We start from the raw sequence: 21,695 nt of genomic DNA on the forward strand, positions 1-21,695 counted from the left end.
CTACAAATTGAAAGGCACTCACCCCATGAAATATTCCGACGGAAACGCCGAAGCGCTCAAAGAAAAATTCTGGCACGCGATGGCCGACTCGCCCTTCCTGTTTCTCGAACTCGATGGCCAATCGGACACTTCGGTGCCGATGACCGCCCAGCTCGACAAGGACGCCAACAGTTCAGTCTGGTTCTTCACCCAGACGAACAGCGCATTCGCCAAACTGGGCAAGGTGAAGGCGAGCTTTGCCAACAAGGGTCATGATCTGTTTGCCCGCTTCGACGGCACCCTGTCGGTCGAAACCAGCAAGGAGCGTTTCGACGACCTGTGGAACAACTTTGTCGAAGCCTGGTACGACGGCGGCAAAGACGATCCTGACCTTCTGTTCCTGCGTATGGACCTGGGCCATGCCGAAATCTGGGGCGGCGATCTGGGATTGCTGAACACGGCCAAGATGGCGCTGGGAATGACGGTCCATGACGAGGCGGAAAAACGCCACGTGGAATCGGTCGACCTCTAAAACACATACGCCGCACACGTATAAAAAGGGCCGCCCCCAACCGGGAGCGGCCCTTTCATTTTATCGGCCGCAGGTCAGCCCTGCGGGTCTGACGGATGGATCGGTACCATCGTTTCTTCGCCAGCAACGTCATCCACCACTTCGACAATGCCGCGCCCCAGATGGCTGCGGCTGCGGCTGTAGCCAAAGTAGATCAGGATACCCAACGCGCCCCATCCCGGCAGGAACAGCATGGCCGCCGTCGGAAGATTGAAGAACAGCAGAACGCAGCCGACAATCGTCAGCGGCGCCACCAGCCAGACGAACGGCACCCTGAAGTGACGCTTGCGCCCCGGGTCCTTCACACGCAGCACCATCACCGCAATCGCCACCATCAGGAAGGCGTAAAGCGTCCCTGCGTTGGAGATGTCAGCCAGCTGGCCGACCGGGAAAAATGCCGCGCCGATAGCGACAGCCAATCCCGTGATGATCGTCACGATGTGCGGCGTGCGAAAACGGGGATGAACCTGGCTGAGCTTTTCGGGAAGCAGGCCGTCTCGGCTCATCACGAAGAAAATGCGCGTCTGGCCAAAGATCAGCACAAGGATGACCGATGGCAGGGCGACGAAGGCCGCCAGGCCGATTGCGTTACCGAAACCCGAGAAACCCAGCACCTTGAGCACATGGGCCAGCGGTTCGTTCGAACACACCAGCGCTTCGGCATACTGGGGCAGCGCGCATTGCCGCGCGAGTTCAGCCGAACCCGCTTCGAGTGGCAGGCCCATCGCATCCATGATCGGCTGACCGCCCACGGTGCCGATCGCCCCGGCCGCCACCAGGATGTAGAATACCGTGCAGAACAGCAGCGATCCGACCAGCCCGATGGGTACGTTGCGCTGCGGATCCTTGGTTTCTTCCGCAGCGGTCGAAACAGCGTCAAAGCCGACATACGCGAAGAACATGGTCGCCGCTGCACCGACCGCACCGACACCCGTGCCCCAACCGCCGAACACGCCCGCAGGCAGGAACGGGTTGAAGTTGCCGGGATCGAAATCGCTGCTGCCAAGGGTGATGATCACGAACGCCGTAAGCGCAGTCACCTTGATGGCGACGAGGACAGCGTTCACTTTCGCGCTTTCGCTGGTCCCGATGACCAGCAGCCCGGTCACGAGCAAGGCGATCAGCAAGGCCGGAAGGTTGATAAGCCCCCCTTCCACACCGCCGAGCGCCAGCGGCCCGGCGCTCAGGTAGGTTGGCAGATCGATGCCCAGCCCCCCAAGCACCGTGCCCGAGAAATAGCCTGACCAGCCCACTGAAACCGCGCTGGCGGCAATCGCGTATTCCATGATCAGCGCCCAGCCCACGGTCCAGGCGAAAAATTCGCCGATGGTCGCGTAGCTGTAGGTGTAGGCGCTGCCCGCCACCGGGATCATCGCGGCAATTTCGGCGTAGCAAAGTGCGGCCACGATACAGACCGCGCCCGCGATGGCGAAAGCCACCATCAGACCCGGTCCGGCCTTTTGCGCGCCGACAGCCGTGAGTACGAAAATGCCCGTGCCGATGACACAGCCGATCCCCAACAGGGTCAACTGCAACCAACCAAGCGAACGATGCAAAGACTTCTTCTGCGCTGTCGCCAAGATGGCGTCCAGCGGCTTCACCCGATCAAGGATCATATGGCGCAGTGGCCTCCCCCGGCCCGCCACGGGACAGTCCCGCTCCGCCAACCAGAAGCGCGTTATCTACGCCCGAATTTTAGCCCGAGAAAGTGGAAAAACGCAGGCTCAGTCAAGCAACGAAGGAAACAGCCCGGTCACCAGGATCGCGCCTACCGCAAGGGGGCAAACCCATGCAATCAGGAAGCGCCAGATCTTCAGAACGGCAGGAGAAAGTCCGGTTTCCGTCGCCAGCAACGTACGGTCCGCTTTCCAGCCGACGAAGATCGACGTCAGCATGGCCACCAGCGGCAACATCACCTTGCCCGTGAACCCGTCTATCGTGTCGAGAATGTCCGTGTCCGCGAACAACGGCCAGAAGCCAAGTGGGCGGACATCCGACCAGACATTGTAACCGAGCAGGCACAGGATGCCGACCAGGAAGGCCGCCCCACCGAAGATGAGCGCCGACTTGGGCCGTGACCATCCCCGTTCACCGATGCCCCATGCCGTCGGAACCTCCAGCAGGGAAATCGAACTGGTCACCGCAGCGACCAGGATCAGCACGAAAAAGAGAAATCCGATCAGGGCACCGCCCGGCATCGTCTGGAAAGCAAATGGCAGGGTCTGGAAAACCAGCGTCGGCCCCGCTGCCGGATCAAGGCCGACCGCGAACACGATGGGGAAGATCATCAGGCCTGCCAGCAGCGCAACCCCGGTATCGGCAATTGCAATCATCGCGGACGTCGCCCCGAGGCCGCTGCTTTCCTTGATGTAGGAGCCGTAGGTGATCAGGCCGGCAACCCCCAGCGACAGCGAGAACAGGGCCTGGCCCAGCGCGGTGTTGATTACCTGCGGGGTAAGCTTGCTAAAATCCGGGGTGAACAGGAATGCCATCGCCTGCGCCACGTCGCCTTCGATCATCCCGTAGATCACCAGCCCGATGAGCAGGACGAAGAACGCCGGCATCAGATAGGTAGCCGCTTTCTCGATGCCTGCATGGACACCGCGTGCCACGATGAACAAGGTCGCCCCCATGAAGAGAAAGTGCATCGTCAGCAGAAGGCCGGGGTCGGCGAACAGATTGCCCATCCGGCCCTGAATCGCTTCGCGGCTCTCACCCGCAAGGGCGCCGCGGAAAGGATCGCCCGACATGATTGCCTGGAAAAAGTCGGCGCCGAGGACGCCGGAATAATAGAGCACCCACCCCGCGACGACCGAATAGAAGGACAGGATCGGGAACGCAGCCATCACCCCGACCAACCCGAACAGCGACCAAGAAGACGACGCGTTGGATTTCGCGGCTACCCGCCGGATCGACCCGACCGCATCGCTCTGGCCGACCTTGCCGATGAAAATTTCCGCCAGCACCAGTGGCAAACCGAGCAGGAAAACGCAGGCAATGTAGACGATTACGAAAGCCCCACCCCCGCTTTCACCCGCAAGTGTCGGGAATCGCCAGATATTGCCGAGCCCGACAGCCGCGCCGACCGCAGCAAGGATGAAAGCCGTCCGCGAAGACCAGCCTTCGCCGGTAGTGGTGGTGGTAGCGACCATGGTTTCGTCCCTCTCCCGCGCGATGCATTCCCCAACCGCGCAATTTTCGTTCGCAGCCCTTAAACACGGTTTCACTTTTGAATCCAAGCGCCGCTTTGCCTTGTCCCTTGTCCTTGCTAGAGGCTTGAAAATGTCGACGACCTTCCAGCTCGATACGAGCACGAGCCGCGCCAATCCCACGCCGCAGCCGATGAAGCGGCTGACGGTACCCAAGATTCGCGCCCACAAGACGGACGGGCAATCCGGCGAACCGCTGGTAATGCTCACCGCCTACACCGCACGGCAGGCGCAACTGCTCGACGCGCATTGCGATCTGCTGCTCGTTGGGGATTCGCTGGGACAGGTTATCTATGGCCTGCCATCGACCATTCCGGTCACGCTTGACATGATGGCCAACCATGCCGCCGCCGTCGTGCGCGGAAGCTATCACGCCGTTGTCGTGGTCGACATGCCGTTCGGATCATACGAAGCTTCGAAAGAGCAGGCGTTCGAAAACGCAGCCTTTCTGCTCAAGCAATCGGGTGCTGCGGCGGTAAAGCTCGAGGGCGGTGCCCAAATGGCCGAAACGGTGGCTTTCCTGAACCAGCGCGGCATTCCTGTGATGGGCCATGTCGGTCTGACGCCGCAGGCGGTCAACGTGCTGGGCGGCTATATGGCGCGCGGACGCAGCGACAGCGAAGCGGACAAGATCGTCGGCGATGCAAAGTCGCTGGACGAAGCCGGCGCCTTTGCCATCGTTATCGAAGGCGTGGTCGAACCCATCGCGATCGCGGCGACGCGGGCCGTGTCCTGCCCGACGATCGGTATCGGCGCATCGGCCCAGTGCGACGGACAGGTGTTAGTAACCGAAGACATGCTCGGCATGTTCGACCGCGTGCCACGGTTCGTGAAGCAGTACGAGAATATCGCCGAAGTCATCGGCAAAACGGTAGCCCAATACGCCGAGGAGGTGCGAAGCCGCGCATTCCCCGGTGAACCACAGACCTACCAGCCCAAGAGCTGATCGAAAGACCGAAACAGATGGCCACTCTCTGGCGCTTTTACGGATTCTCGCTTGTCTTCACCGCGTTCTGCCTTGGCCTGGCGGCCTGGTACGGATGGTCGAGCACGGGCACCGTTTCCGGCACGCTTGCCCTGCTCTGGATCGTGGTGGTCCTGTCGGTGCTCGAAATCTCACTCAGCTTCGACAACGCCGTGGTCAACGCATCGGTGCTGAAGGAAATGGACGAAGTCTGGCAGCGCCGGTTCCTGACATGGGGGATCGCCTTTGCGGTCTTTGGTATGCGCGTGGTCTTCCCACTCGCAATCGTGGCCATTGCAGCGGGACTGGGGCCGATCGAGACAATCAATCTCTCGCTCAACCGGCCCGACGAATACGAACGGATCGTATCGTCCGCGCATGTCGGCATTGCCGGGTTCGGTGGCGCCTTCCTCGCGATGGTCGGTCTGAAATTCTTCTTCGATCTGGACAAGGACATTCACTGGATCGACGTCATCGAACGCAAGCTCAGCAAGTTCGCGGCTCTTCCGGCGGCAGAAATCGCTCTTCTCCTTCTCGCGCTGTGGGGCATCTCCACCATGCTGGAACCGGGCGAAGCGCTCACTTTCCTGATCGCGGGCATCCTTGGCCTCGTGACCTTCATCGCGGTCGAGGGCATCAACGCCATCCTCGAACTGAAGGAAGAGGCCCACAAGCTCCACGGCGCGGTGGCCCGGACCGGCCTCGGCGGGTTCCTTTATCTGAACGTCCTTGACGCAAGCTTCAGCTTTGACGGCGTGATCGGCGCGTTTGCCCTGTCCAACAACATGATCGTGATCGCGCTGGGCCTTTCGATCGGTGCGATGTTCGTGCGATCCATGACGATCCACCTCGTGCGCAAGGGCACGCTCGCGGCATACCGGTTCCTTGAACACGGCGCCTTCTGGGCGATCATCGTCCTTGGCGCGATCATGCTGCTGTCAGCCCGATTCCATATTCCCGAGACGATCACGGGATTGATCGGGGCGATCCTTATCGGTCTCAGCCTGGGGTGGTCGGTGCACTACAATCGTCGCCACCCGAACGGCGATGATGCGCCAACCGCGTAGCCAGCGGGGCAGCAAGAACCAGTTGCAGCAGGTGGTAAAGCAGCAGCGGCACCACCACGAACCCAGAAACTGCCGGGGGGAACAGGATCGTGGCGAGCGGCGCTCCGACGGCCGCGCTTTTCTGGGCACCGGCAAACAGGAATGCGATCCGGTCTTCGCGCAACAGGCCAAGTGCGCCGCCTGCTAGCCACGCGCCCCCGTGACCGATGGCGAGGAACAGGGTGACGGACGCCAGAAGCATGGCCCAGCTCGCGCCATCCACGCGGTTCCATATCCCTTGCTCGACCGCGCCGGAAAACGCGACATAGACGGCAATGGCGATTACGAAACGGTCGATCCATACGATTCGGTGCTTGTGCCGCAGGGTGAATGCAGCTGCCCGCGTCTGGAATAACTGGCCGAGGGCGAAGGGCAGGATCAAGATCGCGATGATCTTCACGATCGCTTCTCCTCCGACAGCCCCCTCGCCGCTGCCACCCAGGGCGAGGAATATCGGCACGCTGACCAGCACACCAAGAATGTTCAGAAGCGCCGCGCTAACCACGGAAAGCGCGACAGTTCCTCCCGCAAGTGAAGTGTAGGACGTTGCCGACTGGACAGTCGAAGGAAGGGTTCCGAGGTACAGGAAACCCAGCGCGATGATCGGCGGCATCCACCCGCCACCAAGCACCGACAGCCCCCAACCCGCCAGCGCCATGAAACCGAACACCCACATCACGAGCGGAAGGAGGAAACGCCAGTTGGCGATCCCCGCGGCAATTTCGCGGCGGGCAATCCGCAAGCCGTTGAGAAGGAACAGCACGAAAATCGCCGCGTTGGCGACGGCTTGCGCGGCTACGCGCGCTTCGCCCGATGCGGGAAGAATGGCTGCTAGGACGGTTGCACCGGCAAGCATCCTCAGCATGGGATCGGAAAGGACAGTCCTGAGCGCCATCGGGCGGCCCTGCCCCGCAGGCCCCGATTTGTCGAGCGTCTAGGTGCCCGGCAGCGAAGCCAGCTTGGCCGACAATTCGGCGCGGGCCGGCCGTTCTTCGTCCGGCAACGCCGCGATGAGCGCCGCAATCGCCGGCGGGTTCATCGGCTGCAATTCATGGGCTGCCAGGGCATATTCGAGCGCCGCGTCCGCATCGCCCAGCTTTCCCGCCGCCACACTCCGCGAGGCGAGCACCCACGGCACGCGTGCCATTCCCGATCGCATCGCATGATCCAGCAGGTTGGCCGCATCGGACCATCGGCCCTGCGCCGCGTAAGCATCTGCCAGCATAGCGGCAGCCTGCCCGTTGGCGGGATGACCGCGGACGTAGCTTTCCAGCAATTCCTGCGCCGCGACGGGATCATTCTGAGTGCTCGCAATCCGCAGGGTGAGTGGCCATGGCTGGCGCACGCGTGCCGATCTGAAATACGCGGCCCGGGCGGCCATCTTATTGCCCCGGGCGTACTCGGCATCCCCAAGAAGTGACCACGCATCGGCAGACCCCGGATTGCGGGTGGCGAAAGCGCTTGCCTGCAGATAGGCCAAGCCGATCCTGCCGCGGCCAATGGCATACCGCACGATATCGCGTGCTTGCAGATCCCTTTCCCCGGTTCTGGTGGACAGCGCATCCGATGGTGTTGTGCCGGGCAACACGGCAAGCGTGCTTCGCGCCGCTGCGGCCAGGTCGAGCAAGCTCGCCGCTTCCGCGCGATTGCCCAGCGTTTCGTGCGCCCGCCCGACCAGCGTGCGCAGATAGGCGGACCCGGTCGCGTCGCGTGCGCGCAGGTCAAATCGCTGGATCAGTTCACGTTCGCTGCCACTGCGCGAAAGCGCCAGGGCAAACAGATCCACCACGCGTGCATTGTCCGGCTGGCGGGTATGCAGCCGGTCCAGCGTCTGGGCTGCACTGGCAAAATTGCCTTCTTCCAGGTCGATAACCGCCGAAAGCAGGAGCGCCGAGGGAACATCCTCACGTACGAGGCCGGACCGCTGAAGAAGCTCGCGTGACAACGCGAAATTACGGCCCCGCGCCGCGATCACGGCGCGAATATAGTGCCCGCGCGATGTGGTTCGTGCACGCCCCCCTGCCGCGCGTAGAGCGTCGAGCGACTCCCGCGCGCGGCCGCCATCGGCTAGTGTGGCGGCGTATTCCAAGCGCAGGTCGGTGTTGGAAGGGTTTTCCTCAACCGCGCGCGCAAACCACGCCGCACCGGCTTCTGTACCTTGGTAATCGCGCACCAACTGACCACGAAATTGCAGCGCAGCAGCGGACGCGGGATCAAGCGCCATTGCCCTGTCGGCAGCATCGATGGCCTGGAAATGCTCCCCACCAAGATAGCGAAGGCGGCCGATATCTACCCAAAGATCCGCGCTTTCGGGATTTTCGGAATGGGATACGTCGAACGCCTTCCCGGCTGCCCGAAGATTGCCCCGTAGCGTCTCAAGCCGCCCCAGCATCCGAAACCCGAGAGCCCGCGTGTCCGGCGAGAACTCGGCATCGACCAGCCATTGTGCGGCTGCGTCCTCATCGCCCGAGGCAAGCGCGGCTTCCCCAAGCAGCGCCGCCAGGTGCGACCTGTCGCCGCCCTCTACCAAGAGGCGTTCCAGCACCACCCGTGCATCGGCAGCGTTGCCCGCCGCCAGCGCGCTGCGCGCACTTTCGACGGATACAGGCGTCGCCGAAGGCTGGGCACACGCGGCCACGACCAATAACGCGCACAGCGCCATCGGCCTTAGAAAATAGCGGAAGTCATGTCTGGAGATCATACTGCTTCAGCAAATCGTATAACGTCGGGCGACTGATCCCCAGCAGTTTGGCGGTGTTCGAGATATTACCCTCGCTGCGCGCCAGCGCCTGTCGGATCATCCGACGGTCGGCCTGTTCGCGGGCAGTCTTCAGGTTCAGGGCAAGATGCGCATCGTCCCCGCCAGTGCCTTCAAGGTCGAGATCGCCCGCCCCCACCAGCTTGCCATCGGCCATGATGACCGCGCGCTTGATACGGTTTTCGAGCTCGCGGACATTGCCCGGCCAACTCCACCCGTCGATCGCGGCAAGCGCATCGGGTGCAAAACCTTTCACCTGCGGATTCATCTCGGCGGCAAAGCGGGTCAGGAAATGCTTCGCCAGAAGCACCGCGTCACCGGGCCTTTCGGCCAGTGTCGGCACTTTCACAACGATTTCGGCCAGACGGTAATAGAGATCTTCACGGAAGGTGCCCTGGCCGATCATCGCTTCAAGGTCCTGATGGGTGGCGCACACGATGCGCGTGTCGACCTCGATCGGCTTGCGGCCGCCGATCCGTTCGATCGTTCGTTCCTGGAGGAAGCGGAGGAGCTTCACCTGAAGCGGCAGCGGAATGTCGCCTACCTCATCGAGGAACAGCGTACCCCCGTGGGCCAGTTCGACCTTGCCTTCGGTCATCTTCACCGCACCGGTGAAGGCACCTTTTTCGTGCCCGAACAACTCGCTTTCGAGCAGGTTTTCGGGGATCGCGGCACAGTTTATGGCAATGAAGGCCCCCGCCGAGCGATCGCTGGCTTCGTGAAGGCCCTTGGCGAGCAATTCCTTGCCCGTTCCACTGGCTCCGAGCAACATGACCGACACATTGGTTGGCGCGACGCGTTCGATCGTGCGGGCCACTTTCGCCATTTCCGGGGCGGATGTGACCATCGAGCCGAGGACCTTGCGATCCTCCCCGACCTTTTCGCTCAGTCGGCGATTTTCCGCTTCGATCTGGTGGAGGCGGTATGCCCGCTCAACGATCAGGCCAAGCGTGTCGATATCGACCGGCTTCTGGTAGAAATCGTAGGCGCCGTGTTCGATCGCCCGTAACGCGCTTTCACGCGCCCCGTGGCCCGATGCGACGACCACCTTGGTATCGGGCTTCATCGCCATGATCGCTTCAAGCACGGCGAAACCTTCGCTGGTCCCGTCCGGATCTGGCGGAAGGCCGAGATCAAGCGTTACAACCGCAGGTTCATCCAGACGCACTGCGGCCAGGGCTGCTTCGCGGGTTCCCGCAATAACGACGTCGAAATCGTCGTAAGCCCATTTGAGCTGCGCCTGCAGACCTTCGTCATCCTCGACGATCAACAGCTTTGGTTTGTCGCCGGCCATCATGCGTCCTCGTATTTGCTGCTGTGCGTGGTGCGCCCGATAAGCTTGCCCGCAGCTTCAAGTGGCACTGTAACAGTGAAGCGCGTTCCCAATCCCTCGCGCGATTCCACGTCGAGCCGTCCACCCATCGCACGGATCATTTCGCGCGCTTCGAAGGCGCCGATGCCGAAGCCTCCCTCCTTCGAGGATACGAAGGGCTTGAACAGGCCATTGCGCAGGAATTGCGGGCTCATTCCCTTGCCGTTGTCGATGACCTGAAGCTTGCCGGATACTCCGTTGGAATACACTTCAAGCATCACCGAACTGTTCGGATCGCTGGCGTCGATGGCGTTCTGGACAAGATGGACCAGCGCCTGTTCGAAACCTTCGGGATCGCCGGTGACGATCGCGGGTTCCGCCCGCATCAACGCGACCGGGTGCATCCGTCCGAACCGATCGGCGACCGACCGCGCAACCAGCGACAGATCGAATGGCCGCACGCTCGCGCTATCCTTGGTGCCATAGCGCGCAAGCCGCGCCAGCAGCGTGTTGAGCTTGTCCGCGCTGTTCCTGAGCGTGACCAGCATATCCTTGCGGAATTCCGGTTTCTCGGCGTGCTTTTCCGCGTTGCGAAGCAGCAGCGATATCTGGCTCGACAGGTTCTTTATGTCGTGCATGACAAAGGCCATCCGGCGATTGAATTCGTCGAACCGGCCCGCTTCAAGCAAAGCGGCCTGGCCGGATTCTTCCGCCAGATAACTGGCCAGCTGGCGCCCGACGACGGTCAAGAGGTCGAAATCCTCCCAATCCAGCTTTCGTTCGAGGACCGGTCGCGCAAGGATGGCAAGACCGACCAACCGGTCGAAATGCAGCAAGGGCACCGCAGCCCAGGCACGCGGATCGTCGCGCAGCCATGCCGGAACAAGCTCGACCTCGCCGTAATGATCCATGCCCGCACGCACTTCGCCGAAATCGATGATCAGTTCCTCGCGCTCGAGAATGGCGGCAAGCGCAACCGGAGCGGCAGGTGCCGGAACCTCCATGCTTCCCCAACGCCAGGTCGCGGCGAGTTCCAGTGCGCCATCTTCGTCCGGCATGAGCAGGAATCCGGCCGGGCTGTCGGTGATGTCGGCAAGCGCCTTGATCGCACGTTCCTGCAGGCTCGATTCGTCAAAGCCCGTGCGCCCGACCGTGTGGGTGAACCGGATCCATTCGCTGCGATAATCATAGCGATGCTTGAAAAGATGCTTGATCGCGGTAACCCGCAGCCAGCCCCGCAATTTTTCCGAGGGAAGCCAGATCAGCGCGAGAGCGCCGGCTGCAATGACCAGCCCGACCTGCGCAAGCCGAGCGAGATCACCCGTCAGCATGTCGAGCGAACGCGCCAGAGCGATCATGATCAACAGGTAGGCACCGATCACGAGCAGCGACAAGAACCGGAAGGTGACCACCCGAGAAGGGCGAAACTCCAATCCGGACGCCGATTTGGCAAAGCCGAGCGCGAACGGGATAGCAACGATACCGGCGGCCAGGCCGCGCAGAGCGACCAGTTCGGTCGGTGCGGCGCCGAGGATGTAGGACACGGTGTAGTAGTTCAGGTCGAACGCCCACATCCCGGCGAGCGCCGCTGCATTCCAGCGCAGCAACCGACGCGATGCCGCAGCCGCGCCGACATACAGATTGTGGAGCAGCACCAGCGCGCCGATCGCCACCATGACCCTGAACAGCGTTGCCGTTTCGGATGTGAGCTGGGTGATTTCGGGCGTTACCGCATATCGGTTTGCGACGAGAAGCAACGCAAAGTGCAGCGCCTCGACGCTGGCGAGCGCAAGAAGCGCCGGGCGCACGATGCGCAGCGATTCGTCGCGCCCGTCGTTTGCGAAGTGGCGCAGCATGACGAACAGCCACGCCAGATTGCGGGCAATTTCCGTCAGTTCGACAATAGTTCGCCCCGGCTCGAAACTGGCGGCGGCAAAACACCAGTTTGCCGTGAGCGCGAGCGCGACGATCGCGGGCATCCGGTCAGAGCGCGTCTCATCCCCGCGGCTCGCAATCCATGCGGCTGCAATGGCACAGGTGATCGCGCCAACGGTGTAGGCAATATAGGAGAAGGTGCCGGCGCTTTCCATCAACGGGCACCCTCGGGCCAAAGGATCACCCGCGCGGTCTGCAGCAGGATCAGAAGATCGAGAAAGGGCGTGTAATTCTTGGCGTAATACAGATCGTATTCCAGCTTGTGGCGTGAATCCTCGATGCTGGCTCCATAGGGATAATTGATCTGCGCCCAACCGGTGATGCCGGGTTTCACCACATGCCGTTCGGCATAATACGGCAATTCCCGGTCGAGGTCGGTGACGAATGTCGGCACTTCGGGTCGCGGGCCGACAAAGCTCATTTCGCCTTTCAAAACGCTCCAGACCTGCGGGAGTTCGTCGATGCGGACGGTGCGGATGATGCGCCCCACGCGAGTGATCCGCGGATCGTCCTGCTCCGCCCACCTGGCGCCTGATGCTTCGGCATCGGTCCGCATCGAACGAAGTTTGAAGAGATCGAACGGCACGCCGTACAGCCCGATCCGCGTCTGCCTGAAGAACGCGGGGCCCCTGGTTTCGAGCTTCACCAACACCGCAAAGATCGCGATCAGGGGCAGGCCGATCACCAGGATCAACAGGCTCACGACTATATCGAAGGCCCGCTTGGCAACGCTCGAAAGGCGGCGGCCGGCCGAAAATCCATCCGAGAAGATCAGCCAGCTCGGGTTGAGAGTGTCGAGGTCGACACGGCCGGTCTCACGCTCAAGAAAACTTGAGTAATCGTTGACGTTCACGCCCTTCGTTTTGACCCGCAACAGATCCTGGAGCGGCAGTGAATTACGGCGTTCCTGCAAGGCAAGGACGACTTCGCTTGCACCGGCGTTCTCGACAAAGCGTCCAAGGTCGGGAATGGAATCGCGCGGCACCGCACCTTTGACCGTGGCTTCGCAGTCACCCATATCGACAAAGGCAACGGTGGAAAAACCGCTCTCCCGGCGGGCGGAAATGCGTTGCAGGCGTTCTGCACGCGGACCGGCGCCTAGCACCAGGATGCTGCGCCGAAACGCTTCGATGCCGAGCATGCGAGTGGCGAGGATGCGGTTGCCGATCAAAGCAACAAGAGCGATGACCATCGCGTAAAGCAGGACGGATCGCCAGAACGCGGAGCCGGGCAGCACGAGATTGATGAATGCGATGCCCAGCACGCCAAGGCTGACCGCGACGAGCAGGCGGGCAATCGCGAACCGGATCGAGCGCAAGGCTTCCGGTCCGTAGGTCCCGACGGCGATCATCGCCAACCATACCAAAAGCGCGAAACCACCGAGGCCCAGCGACCGGTCAGCCAGCGAACCGATGTCGGTTCCGATCTGCCCGACACGAATGCGCCACGCGGCCTCGCCCGCAACCACGAGCAAGGCAAAGTCCACTAGGCACAGCAGCACCACATTGTAGGGAATGTAGTGCTTGAAAAGGCGGATCATCCTGTCCGGCTCGCAAATCGTTGGTGTCGGAATGCTTTACTAGCAGGCGGGAGTGAACCGTCGGTAAATTTTACACATCAAAAAGCGCGACAAAAAAGGGGCGGCAGACCCGCGTCCGCCGCCCCTTTCCGAAATATACCCGGATTAACGCGTTACTGCGTCACAGCGTCTTCCATGGCGGCGCCGGCATCCTGAGCCGCTTCGCCGACCTGGCCAGCGGCCTCGCCGACCTGACCGGCCGCTTCTGCAACGGCATTGTCCTTGGCCACTTCCGCACCGCTCATCTGGGTGATGAAGAAGACGCCAACCGCAGCAATGAGCAGGACGATCAGGATCAGGCCCCAATTCGTGCCGCTCGATCGTGTGTCCCCATCGGATACGATGGTGTGGGTGGTGTGCGTGTCGCCCGACGGCGTGGTGGTTTCTGTGATGCGTTCTTCGGTCATGGCTTCGCTCCCTGCGAATGATACTATTGTCCGCCAGAACGCCAAAGATACCGCCCCAGTTCCGCGCCACCCGCAGATTGATGGTTAATCGCCGGAAAACTCGAATGGGGTCAGGCCCCGCCCAACGGCATCAAAGGCAAGTTTTCGGCCAAGTGGTGGCAGCGAACGCTGGCTGCAACGCGCCCGGTGGCAACGTGCACACCCCGGTCCGATCGGCTGGGCATGTTCCGACCGCAGCGAAACGCCCCGTGCCTGGGCGAGTTGACCCGCAAGCACGCCTTCGACCCCAATGGAGACGGCAAATTGCGCCTCGCCTGGCGCTCCGCTGCCTTCCACCGTCCGCGAAAGAGTAAGCCAGCCCCCCTCACGTTCGCCCGCGTTGTCCAGCGCGACGAATTGCACCTGCAATTCACCGGCCCGCTCGAAGGCCCTGTGTGCGTGCCACAAGGGGCAACTGACATCGGAATTGACGAACCGTGCGGTGCTGGCGCCCATGAACGTCTTGGAAAACTGTCCTGCGCGGTCCAGTCGAACCATGAAGAAGGGAAGGCCCCGCTGCCCGACGCGTTGAAGCGTCGTCAAACGGTGGGCCAATTGTTCGAAGCTCACCCCAAATCGCCGTTCGAGCACGGGCAAGTCATATCCGGTGGCCTCGCAAGCCCGAAGGAAACGCCCGTAAGGCATGATCAGGGCCGCCGCGAAATATCCGGTCAGGTGGCGCGCGAACAGGGACCGGGCCGCATCATCGGCGAACCGTGCGCCATTTGCCTGCGCCTCGATTGCTGTCCGCTGTTCCAGTTGAGCTATTTGCAGGGCCAACTGGAAATTGCGGGAAGCGGGGCTGAGCATTTCGGAAAGCTGGACCTGGCGCGCATGCAGGTCGAGCCGCCGCAAAGTGTCAGGCAAGACCTCACGGGGCAGGACGCGCACCGATAGCTGGTGCCGTTCGCGCAGGCGTTCGGTCAAGGCAACACCGATGTCGCTACGCGACAGGCGGATCTCATCGGCGAGTTCCTCGGCTGCGTGATCGAGATCTGCGAAATGGTTGCGCCATCGTTCGATCTCGCGCCGCGATGCGGCAAGCGGATCGTCCGTCGAAGCCGCCGCGGGAAGGGCATTGTCATAAAGCCGCGCGAAAGCCGCTGCCGCCTGCGGTGCCGAAGCGAGAAATTCCTGCAGCTCTTCACGGTCGACACCCAAATCGCTGAAGCGTTCATCGGCAAACCGGCGCGTGAGCCCTTCGATGCCCCCGATCGCCTCGTCCTCGCGCAAGCCGCGCGGGTCGAAGTCGAACTGTTCCACCATCTGCATGACCACGCGCGCGCTCACCGGGCGCTGGTTGCGTTCGATCAGATTGAGATAGCTTGGTGATATGCCGAGCCGGGCAGCCGTGCTTGCCTGGGTCAACCCCTCACGCTTGCGAAGGCGGCGAATGGCAGGCCCGGCAAACAGCGCTTCATCGGCCATGTAGTGTCACTTTCTTTACATCTTTACACGCTCGATAGCGCAATTCCTGCCTTACAGACAAGAAACTTTGTAAATATTCCTGTCTTTCACCCCCTTGTCGCTCCATCTTCCTCTCAAGGCGATCACGCCAGACCATGACAAGGAGCAAACCCGTGACCTACCAGGCCCGGATCAAGGAACTGAACGAAACCATCACCGCAAACGGTGCGCCGTGGGGCGCAATCGACGCCGAAAGCGCTGCGCGCATGGTCGTCCAGAACCGTTTCCGCACGGGACTCGACATTGCCCGTTACACGGCAACCATCATGCGCGAAGACATGGAAGCGTATGATCGCGATCCGGCAAACTACACCCAGTCGCTGGGCACTTGGCACGGGTTCATCGCGCAGCAGAAGATGATTTCGATCAAGAAGCATTTCGGCAGCACCAAGCGCCGTTACCTTTACCTGTCGGGCTGGATGGTTGCCGCGCTGCGCAGCGATTTTGGCCCCCTTCCCGACCAGTCGATGCACGAAAAGACCAGCGTTCCTGCGCTGATCGAAGAACTGTACACCTTCCTCAAGCAGGCCGACGCCCGCGAACTGGGCGGCATGTTCCGCGATCTCGACGCCGCTCGTGAGCGCGGCGACGAAGTGGAGGCGAAGCGTCTGGAAAAGGCGATCGACGAACACGAAACCCATGTCGTTCCGATCATCGCGGACATCGACGCCGGTTTCGGCAATGCCGAAGCAACCTACCTGCTTGCCAAGAAGATGATCGAAGCCGGCGCCTGCGCGTTGCAGATCGAGAACCAGGTTTCGGATGAGAAGCAGTGCGGTCACCAGGATGGCAAGGTCACGGTTCCGCACGAGGACTTCGCCCAGAAGATCCGGGCGATCCGCTATGCCTTCCTCGAACTGGGCGTTCCGGATGGGATCATCGTTGCGCGCACCGACAGCCTTGGTGCCGGCCTGACCAAACAGATCGCCTTTTCGAGCGAGCCGGGCGATCTGGGCGACCAGTATAACGCCTTCCTCGACGCGGAAGAAGTCGATCCGGCCAACATCACCAACGGCCAGGTTTTCATCAGCCGCGACGGCAAGTTGATGGCGCCCAAGCGTCTGCCCAGCAATCTCTACCAGTTCCGTGCCGGAACCGGCGAAGACCGCTGTGTGCTTGACGGCATCACGTCGCTTCAGGCGGGCGCCGACCTGCTGTGGATCGAGACCGAAAAGCCGCATGTCGACCAGATCGCAGGAATGGTCGATCGGATCCGCGAAGTCGTCCCCAACGCCAAGCTGGTCTACAACAACTCGCCCAGCTTCAACTGGACGCTGAATTTCCGCCAGCAGGTTTATGATGCCTGGGAAGCGGCCGGCAAGGACGTTTCGGCCTATGATCGGGCGAAGCTGATGAGCGTGGATTACGACGGCACCGATCTGGCCGCCGAAGCCGACGAACGTATCCGCACCTTCCAGTCGGATGCTGCGAAGCGGGCCGGTATCTTCCACCACCTCATCACGCTGCCGACGTATCACACGGCGGCGCTGAGCACCGACAACCTTGCCCGCGAATATTTCGGGGACCAGGCGATGCTTGGTTACGTCAAGAACGTCCAGCGCGAGGAAATCCGCCAGGGCATCGCGTGTGTGAAGCACCAGAACATGGCCGGTTCCGATATCGGGGACGACCACAAGGAATACTTTGCTGGTGAAGCGGCCCTGAAGGCCGGCGGCAAGGACAACACCATGAACCAGTTCGCCGCTGCCTGAACCGCAACGCCGAACCATCAGATCCCACCTTTCAAAGGACAGGACCATGACTGAAGAAACCGCTGCACCGCCCCGCGAACCAGGCCGCGCCCGCGCGCTGTTCTCGACCGCGGATTTCCGGCTGCTGAGGACCGCCCTTACCGCCTACGCACGGCAGACGGACGACCGCGAGGAACTGGCCAGGATCAACGCCCTGCACCATCGCCTCGGAACATACGTCCCGTCCGACGGCTGATCGCGCGGCTTCGGCCGAAATTGCTACCAGTTCTCCTGGGGAGGAGAATACGACCGTCGGAGCGCCCCAACGCTCCGGCGGTCGACACGTTCAGGAAGGCAAGGGTCTAAGGATTTAGCCGCCTGCTCTGGGCATCAGATCCATGGCCGAACTGGCCAGCGCCTCTGCACCGGTTGCGATGACTTTTTCCGCGTCGGGTGCCCAGAACGGCGAATGCAGCGAGGGGAGAGGTTTGCCTTCGTCCTTCAGCGCCGTGAGCATGTGTTCGGGCGTTCCGCTGATCCAGAAAATCACCGATTTGATATTCTCGGGATCGGCGCGCCGGAACTCGCTGAAATCTTCGCCGCCCATCACCGGTGGCTGCGTTCCCACGCGATCTTCACCGAAACGCGTGGCAAATCCGGCCATCATCTGTTCGGCGAAATCGGGATCGTTGTAGGTTGCCGGAGTGAAATATTCCTGCACTTCGACAACCGGCATCATGTCATCGGGCAACCCGGCCGCAATCGCTTCGCCGCGGGCGATCCGCGCGATCCCGTCGAGCAGGAGCTTGCGGCTTTCATCCGAATAACTTCGCACGGTGAGCTGCATCCGCGCTTCATCGGAAATGATGTTGTGTTTCGCGCCGGACAGGAAACTGCCGACCGTCACGACACCAGGCTCCAGCGGCGAAAGTTCGCGGCTGACCAGCGTTTGCAGCCGCATGACGATCGCGCTGCCGAGCACGATCGGATCCTTGGTGGTATGCGGATAGGCGCCGTGCCCGCCGACGCCCTTTACCGTGATGTTCACACTGTCGACATTGGCCAGGGCATAGCCGGGAGAAACGCCAATCGTACCGGCTGGCTTATCCGCCGCGGCATCGTGAAAGGCGATTGCGTAATCGGGCTTGGGAAAACGGGTGTAGAGACCATCCGCAAGCATCGCGCGCGCACCGCCGCCTGCTTCTTCTGCCGGTTGCAGGATCATGACCAGCGTTCCTTGCCACTGGTCCTTGCGTTCGGAAAGAAGCTGCGCGGCACCTATGAAACCGGTCATGTGCGTATCGTGTCCGCAGGCGTGCATGACGCCGGTCGTGACGCCGCTTGCCGGTGTGGCAACCTGCTTCGATGCGAACGGCAAGCCCGTCTGCTCGACGACGGGCAGCCCGTCCATGTCGGCACGAAGCATGACCGTAGGCCCGTCACCGTTCTTCATGACCGAAACCACGCCGGTCTTGCCGACCCCTTCGGTCACTTCGAAGCCCAGCTTGCGCATCCGTTCCGCCAGCTTGGCGGCCGTTCGCACTTCGGCAAAACTCAGTTCCGGATTTGCATGCAGATCGCGATACAGCTCCATCAACTCGGGCAGGTCGGCCGCAACGGCATCGCGCAATTCGTTCGCCTGCGCCGGCATGCTGCCCAGTAGCGCCGCCATGGCCAGCGCGCTTGTCCCGATTACCCGCATCAAATCATCTCCCCTTGTGGCCCGAAAAGCTACAGACCGTATGTGACGACGAGCGCCACCGAAAGCGCCGTCACCATGATCAGCACCAGCGGCAAGCCGGTGCGAATGTAGTCTTTGAACACGTATGACCCTTCGGCCATGATCAACATGTTGGTCTGATAAGCAATGGGCGTCGCGTAACACAGGTTGCAGCCGAACAGCACGGCCAGCACCAGCGGTTCGGGCGGTAGCCCCAGCTTGGTCGCAATCGAGAAGGCAATCGGCGTGCCCACGGTCGCCGCGGTCGCATTCGATGCAAAATTGGTCAGCAAGGTCATGGTGAGCATGATTGCGGCGAGCGCCGCTGCCGGAGACAGATATTCAAGACCTGCCGCCATCACCGCAGCGATCCAGTCCGCCGCCCCGCTGTCGAGTATGATCCGGCCAAGCGCGATACTGGCGGCCACCAATACGATAACGCTTCCCGAAAGCGCCCTTCCCACCCGGTCGAACCGGACACAGCCGGTGACGAACATGAGAATGGCGCCAGCCAGTGCCGCAATCGCGATCGGTACGAACCCCAGGGAGGCAAACACGATAGAGCCGCCCATGATTGCGGCCGCAAGCGTCGCCTTGGACCGGCGCGGCAACTCGCGGATGCCCTCCAGCTGCAGAAGACTGTCTGCGCGGCTGAATTGCTGCATGTCGTCGGGCAGGCCCATCACGAGCAGAACGTCGCCTTCGGCAAACCGCAGGTCGCCGCCTTCCGAGAACTTGTCCCGTTCGCCGACCAGGCGTTCGGGCCGATGCGCGCCGATTACCGCCACCCCGTAGAGATCGGCGATTCCGGAACTGGGCAATGTGCGGCCAATCAGACGGGAATCCGCCGTCACGATCATTTCCACGACCGCGATGTCCACTCCCATTTCGACAGAACGGCGTTTGATCCGGTCGATGACCCAACTTGGAGCGGCATCCCCGCGCAGCGTGATCATGGCTTCTTCGATGGCATCGTGCGTGCCGGTCATCCGCAGCCGGTGATGCGGACGAAGGAGGCCGGGCGGAACGTCGTGAAACTCGATTCCCGCGGGCAGCCGAGAAGACACTTCGGACAATTCGCGCCCGTTGAGGATCGAATTTTCGGTCACGCGCAGACGGGTCTCGAACAGCCGCAGCGCGTGAACCCGTTCCACCCGGTTGTCGCCCAGCATCCGGGGCATCACCAGCCAGACATAGGGAAGCGCCACCAGGGACGCGACGAGAACGATCGGGGTAAAATGGAACACGTCCATTTCCGGCATACCCAGATCAACCGCGATCGATACGACCAGAATGTTGGTGGATGTGCCGATCGTAGTCGCCACCCCGCCCATCAGGGAGGCCGCGTTGAGTGGCATCAGCGTCTTTGAAGCCGGCAAGGCGCCTCTGAGCGCCAGTTGCACGAAGATCGGCATCAGCAGGACCAGCACCGGCGTGTTGTTCACGCCCATCGACAGGATGAAGGTCACAACCAGCGAGAACAGCAGGCCAAGCTGCAGGTTTATCTTGAACAACCGTTCGAGGAACCGGGCCGCCGGATCGAGCGCACCGGTGACGACCAACCCCCGCCCCATGATCATCAGGGCGCAGATGGTAATGAGCGCGTAGTGGCCGAAGCCGGAGAACGCGAGCGACAGCCCGTCCGTCGGCTGGGTTTCCGGAAGCGGGAAGAAATACAGCCCCACCGCGATAACCGCGATCGTCAGGAGCGAAATGATCTCGATCGACATCCGTCCGCGCGCAAACGCGACGAACATCCACAAGGTGACGATCATCGCCGCTATCGCGTGATATGATGGCATCCCGATCATCCGCCTTCGGGGATTCCATCCCTTGGCGCGGAAAACAAGGCAATTCGCGTTTTTAAATCGAGGCTTTGCACGTTCGCAGTGCTTGGGCGCCGCATAACGCCGCCAGGTCGATCAAGCCGCTTGCCGCAACCGTGTGTTTTGCGACGGCTGGCGGTCGACCGCGCATGGCGGTCTGCGGCTCATCGAATGTGTGTGGTGCCCCTGGCCGGACTCGAACCGGCACTTCCGAAGAAACTCGATTTTGAGTCGAGCGCGTCTACCAATTCCACCACAGGGGCACTGGACAAGGAGCGCGGGTTAGCCGCGCCTTGACGTGGCATCAAGCCTTCAATGCACCGACCAACAGCTTGTGCAGCTTGGAATGCAGCGTGTCGTTGGCGGCAAGCACCTGGCCCGAATGGATCGGCAGCGAACGGCCGCGGAAATCGGAAACGAAGCCGCCTGCCTCACGCACGATAAGACAGCCTGCGGCCGTATCCCAATCGTTGAGGCCGCTTTCCCAGAAGCCATCGAAACGGCCCGCTGCAACCCACGCCATGTCGAGCGAAGCCGCACCATTGCGCCGGATCCCGGCGACCTGCGGCCCGATGGACGAGAATATTTTCGTCCATTCGCCAAAATCGCCATGGCCCTGGAACGGGATGCCGGTGGCAATCAGCGCATCCGACAACCGGCCACGGGCCGAAACGCGCAGGCGGCCATCGTGCAGCCATGCACCGCGGGCCTTTTCAGCCCAGAAGGTTTCGTCGGTGACGGGATTGTAGACGACGCCAGCGGTGACTTCGCCCCAGCCCGACCCGTCGAGCTTGGGCTCCTGCGCGGCGATGGAGATCGCAAAATGCGGAATTCCGTGAAGGAAATTGCTGGTCCCGTCGAGTGGATCTACAATCCAGCGCGGCTTGGTCGGATCACCTTCGATGGTGCCGGCTTCTTCCAGCACGAAACCCCAGTCAGGGCGCGCTGCAAGGAGTTCGTCGTAAAGGGTGCGTTCGGAAATGCGGTCCGCCTTGGAAACGAAATCGGCAGGGCCTTTCCGGCTGACCTGAAGGTGTTCCACTTCGCCAAAGTCGCGGCGCAGACGGCCCCCGGCCTTGCGCGCGGCCTTTTCCATGACGCGGATCAATCCCGACAATACGGCCATCGTAAC

Annotated in this window: 17 protein-coding genes and 1 tRNA gene; 5 read left to right on the forward strand and 13 right to left on the reverse strand. The window is 61.9% G+C overall.

The window, feature by feature from the left end:
- Positions 1-25 precede the first annotated feature (25 nt).
- Entirely contained in the window at positions 26-511 is a 486-nt protein-coding gene (locus tag VR863_RS06135) for a pyridoxamine 5'-phosphate oxidase family protein (RefSeq protein ID WP_324827592.1), read from the forward strand.
- A gap of 74 nt (positions 512-585) precedes the next feature.
- Here the strand turns inward: VR863_RS06135 and VR863_RS06140 are convergent, their stop codons facing one another.
- Together VR863_RS06140 and VR863_RS06145 are read right to left on the reverse strand one after the other, a co-directional pair.
- The gene (locus tag VR863_RS06140; RefSeq protein ID WP_324827593.1) at positions 586-2,166 is read right to left on the reverse strand and encodes an amino acid permease; all 1,581 of its coding nucleotides are present in this window, start codon (positions 2,164-2,166) and stop codon (positions 586-588) included.
- Between the two features lie 108 nt (positions 2,167-2,274).
- A complete protein-coding gene (locus VR863_RS06145; protein ID WP_324827594.1) occupies positions 2,275-3,702 on the reverse strand; it encodes a sodium-dependent transporter in 1,428 nt (475 codons plus the stop codon).
- A gap of 130 nt (positions 3,703-3,832) precedes the next feature.
- On the opposite strand from VR863_RS06145, the gene panB reads away from it, so the two are divergent.
- Positions 3,833-4,705 (forward strand): 3-methyl-2-oxobutanoate hydroxymethyltransferase, encoded by an 873-nt coding sequence (panB, locus tag VR863_RS06150; protein ID WP_324827595.1) that lies wholly within the window; start codon positions 3,833-3,835, stop codon positions 4,703-4,705.
- A gap of 17 nt (positions 4,706-4,722) precedes the next feature.
- Positions 4,723-5,790 (forward strand): DUF475 domain-containing protein, encoded by a 1,068-nt coding sequence (locus VR863_RS06155; protein WP_324827596.1) that lies wholly within the window; start codon positions 4,723-4,725, stop codon positions 5,788-5,790.
- Here the strand turns inward: VR863_RS06155 and VR863_RS06160 are convergent.
- From VR863_RS06160 to VR863_RS06190, 7 genes are all read right to left on the reverse strand, one after another.
- Complete coding sequence (locus VR863_RS06160) at positions 5,723-6,724, reverse strand: bile acid:sodium symporter (protein ID WP_324827597.1); 1,002 nt, start codon at positions 6,722-6,724, stop codon at positions 5,723-5,725. The genes VR863_RS06155 and VR863_RS06160 overlap by 68 nt on opposite strands.
- Before the next feature lie 39 nt (positions 6,725-6,763).
- Positions 6,764-8,530: a tetratricopeptide repeat protein gene (locus tag VR863_RS06165; protein ID WP_324827598.1), complete on the reverse strand. Its 1,767-nt coding sequence runs from the start codon at positions 8,528-8,530 to the stop codon at positions 6,764-6,766.
- Entirely contained in the window at positions 8,514-9,881 is a 1,368-nt protein-coding gene (gene prsR / locus VR863_RS06170; RefSeq protein ID WP_324827599.1) for a PEP-CTERM-box response regulator transcription factor, read from the reverse strand. The genes VR863_RS06165 and prsR overlap by 17 nt, the downstream gene beginning before the upstream one ends.
- Complete coding sequence (gene prsK, locus VR863_RS06175) at positions 9,881-11,989, reverse strand: XrtA/PEP-CTERM system histidine kinase PrsK (RefSeq protein ID WP_324827600.1); 2,109 nt, start codon at positions 11,987-11,989, stop codon at positions 9,881-9,883. Before prsK ends, prsR begins: the two co-directional genes overlap by 1 nt.
- Positions 11,989-13,374: a TIGR03013 family XrtA/PEP-CTERM system glycosyltransferase gene (locus tag VR863_RS06180; RefSeq protein ID WP_324827601.1), complete on the reverse strand. Its 1,386-nt coding sequence runs from the start codon at positions 13,372-13,374 to the stop codon at positions 11,989-11,991. The genes prsK and VR863_RS06180 overlap by 1 nt, the downstream gene beginning before the upstream one ends.
- Before the next feature lie 152 nt (positions 13,375-13,526).
- Positions 13,527-13,820, reverse strand: a complete 294-nt coding sequence (locus tag VR863_RS06185; RefSeq protein ID WP_324827602.1) for a hypothetical protein — start codon at positions 13,818-13,820, stop codon at positions 13,527-13,529.
- An 84-nt stretch (positions 13,821-13,904) separates the two neighbouring features.
- Positions 13,905-15,287 carry a helix-turn-helix domain-containing protein gene (locus tag VR863_RS06190; RefSeq protein WP_324827603.1) on the reverse strand — a complete coding sequence of 461 codons (1,383 nt, stop codon included), beginning with the start codon at positions 15,285-15,287 and terminating at the stop codon, positions 13,905-13,907.
- Positions 15,288-15,439: 152 nt separating this feature from the next.
- Here VR863_RS06190 and VR863_RS06195 point away from each other — a divergent pair, with 152 nt between their 5' ends.
- Positions 15,440-17,038: an isocitrate lyase gene (locus VR863_RS06195; RefSeq protein WP_324827604.1), complete on the forward strand. Its 1,599-nt coding sequence runs from the start codon at positions 15,440-15,442 to the stop codon at positions 17,036-17,038.
- 46 nt (positions 17,039-17,084) lie between these two features.
- On the forward strand, positions 17,085-17,273 hold the full coding sequence (locus tag VR863_RS06200) for a hypothetical protein (protein ID WP_324827605.1): 189 nt from the start codon (positions 17,085-17,087) through the stop codon (positions 17,271-17,273).
- Between the two features lie 114 nt (positions 17,274-17,387).
- On the opposite strand, the gene VR863_RS06205 is transcribed toward VR863_RS06200, so the two are convergent.
- The 4 genes from VR863_RS06205 to VR863_RS06220 all read right to left on the reverse strand — a co-directional run bounded on the left by VR863_RS06205 (position 17,388) and on the right by VR863_RS06220 (position 21,689).
- Positions 17,388-18,719, reverse strand: coding sequence for an amidohydrolase (locus VR863_RS06205; RefSeq protein ID WP_324827606.1), 1,332 nt, complete (start codon positions 18,717-18,719; stop codon positions 17,388-17,390).
- 29 nt (positions 18,720-18,748) lie between these two features.
- A complete protein-coding gene (locus VR863_RS06210; RefSeq protein WP_324827607.1) occupies positions 18,749-20,539 on the reverse strand; it encodes an SLC13 family permease in 1,791 nt (596 codons plus the stop codon).
- A gap of 202 nt (positions 20,540-20,741) precedes the next feature.
- Positions 20,742-20,826 (reverse strand) — tRNA-Leu (locus VR863_RS06215).
- A 41-nt stretch (positions 20,827-20,867) separates the two neighbouring features.
- A complete protein-coding gene (locus VR863_RS06220) occupies positions 20,868-21,689 on the reverse strand; it encodes an inositol monophosphatase family protein (protein WP_324827608.1) in 822 nt (273 codons plus the stop codon).
- Between the last annotated feature and the right edge of the window lie 6 nt (positions 21,690-21,695).

The organism is Qipengyuania zhejiangensis (genome assembly GCF_035607565.1).
Lineage (GTDB): Bacteria > Pseudomonadota > Alphaproteobacteria > Sphingomonadales > Sphingomonadaceae > Qipengyuania > Qipengyuania zhejiangensis.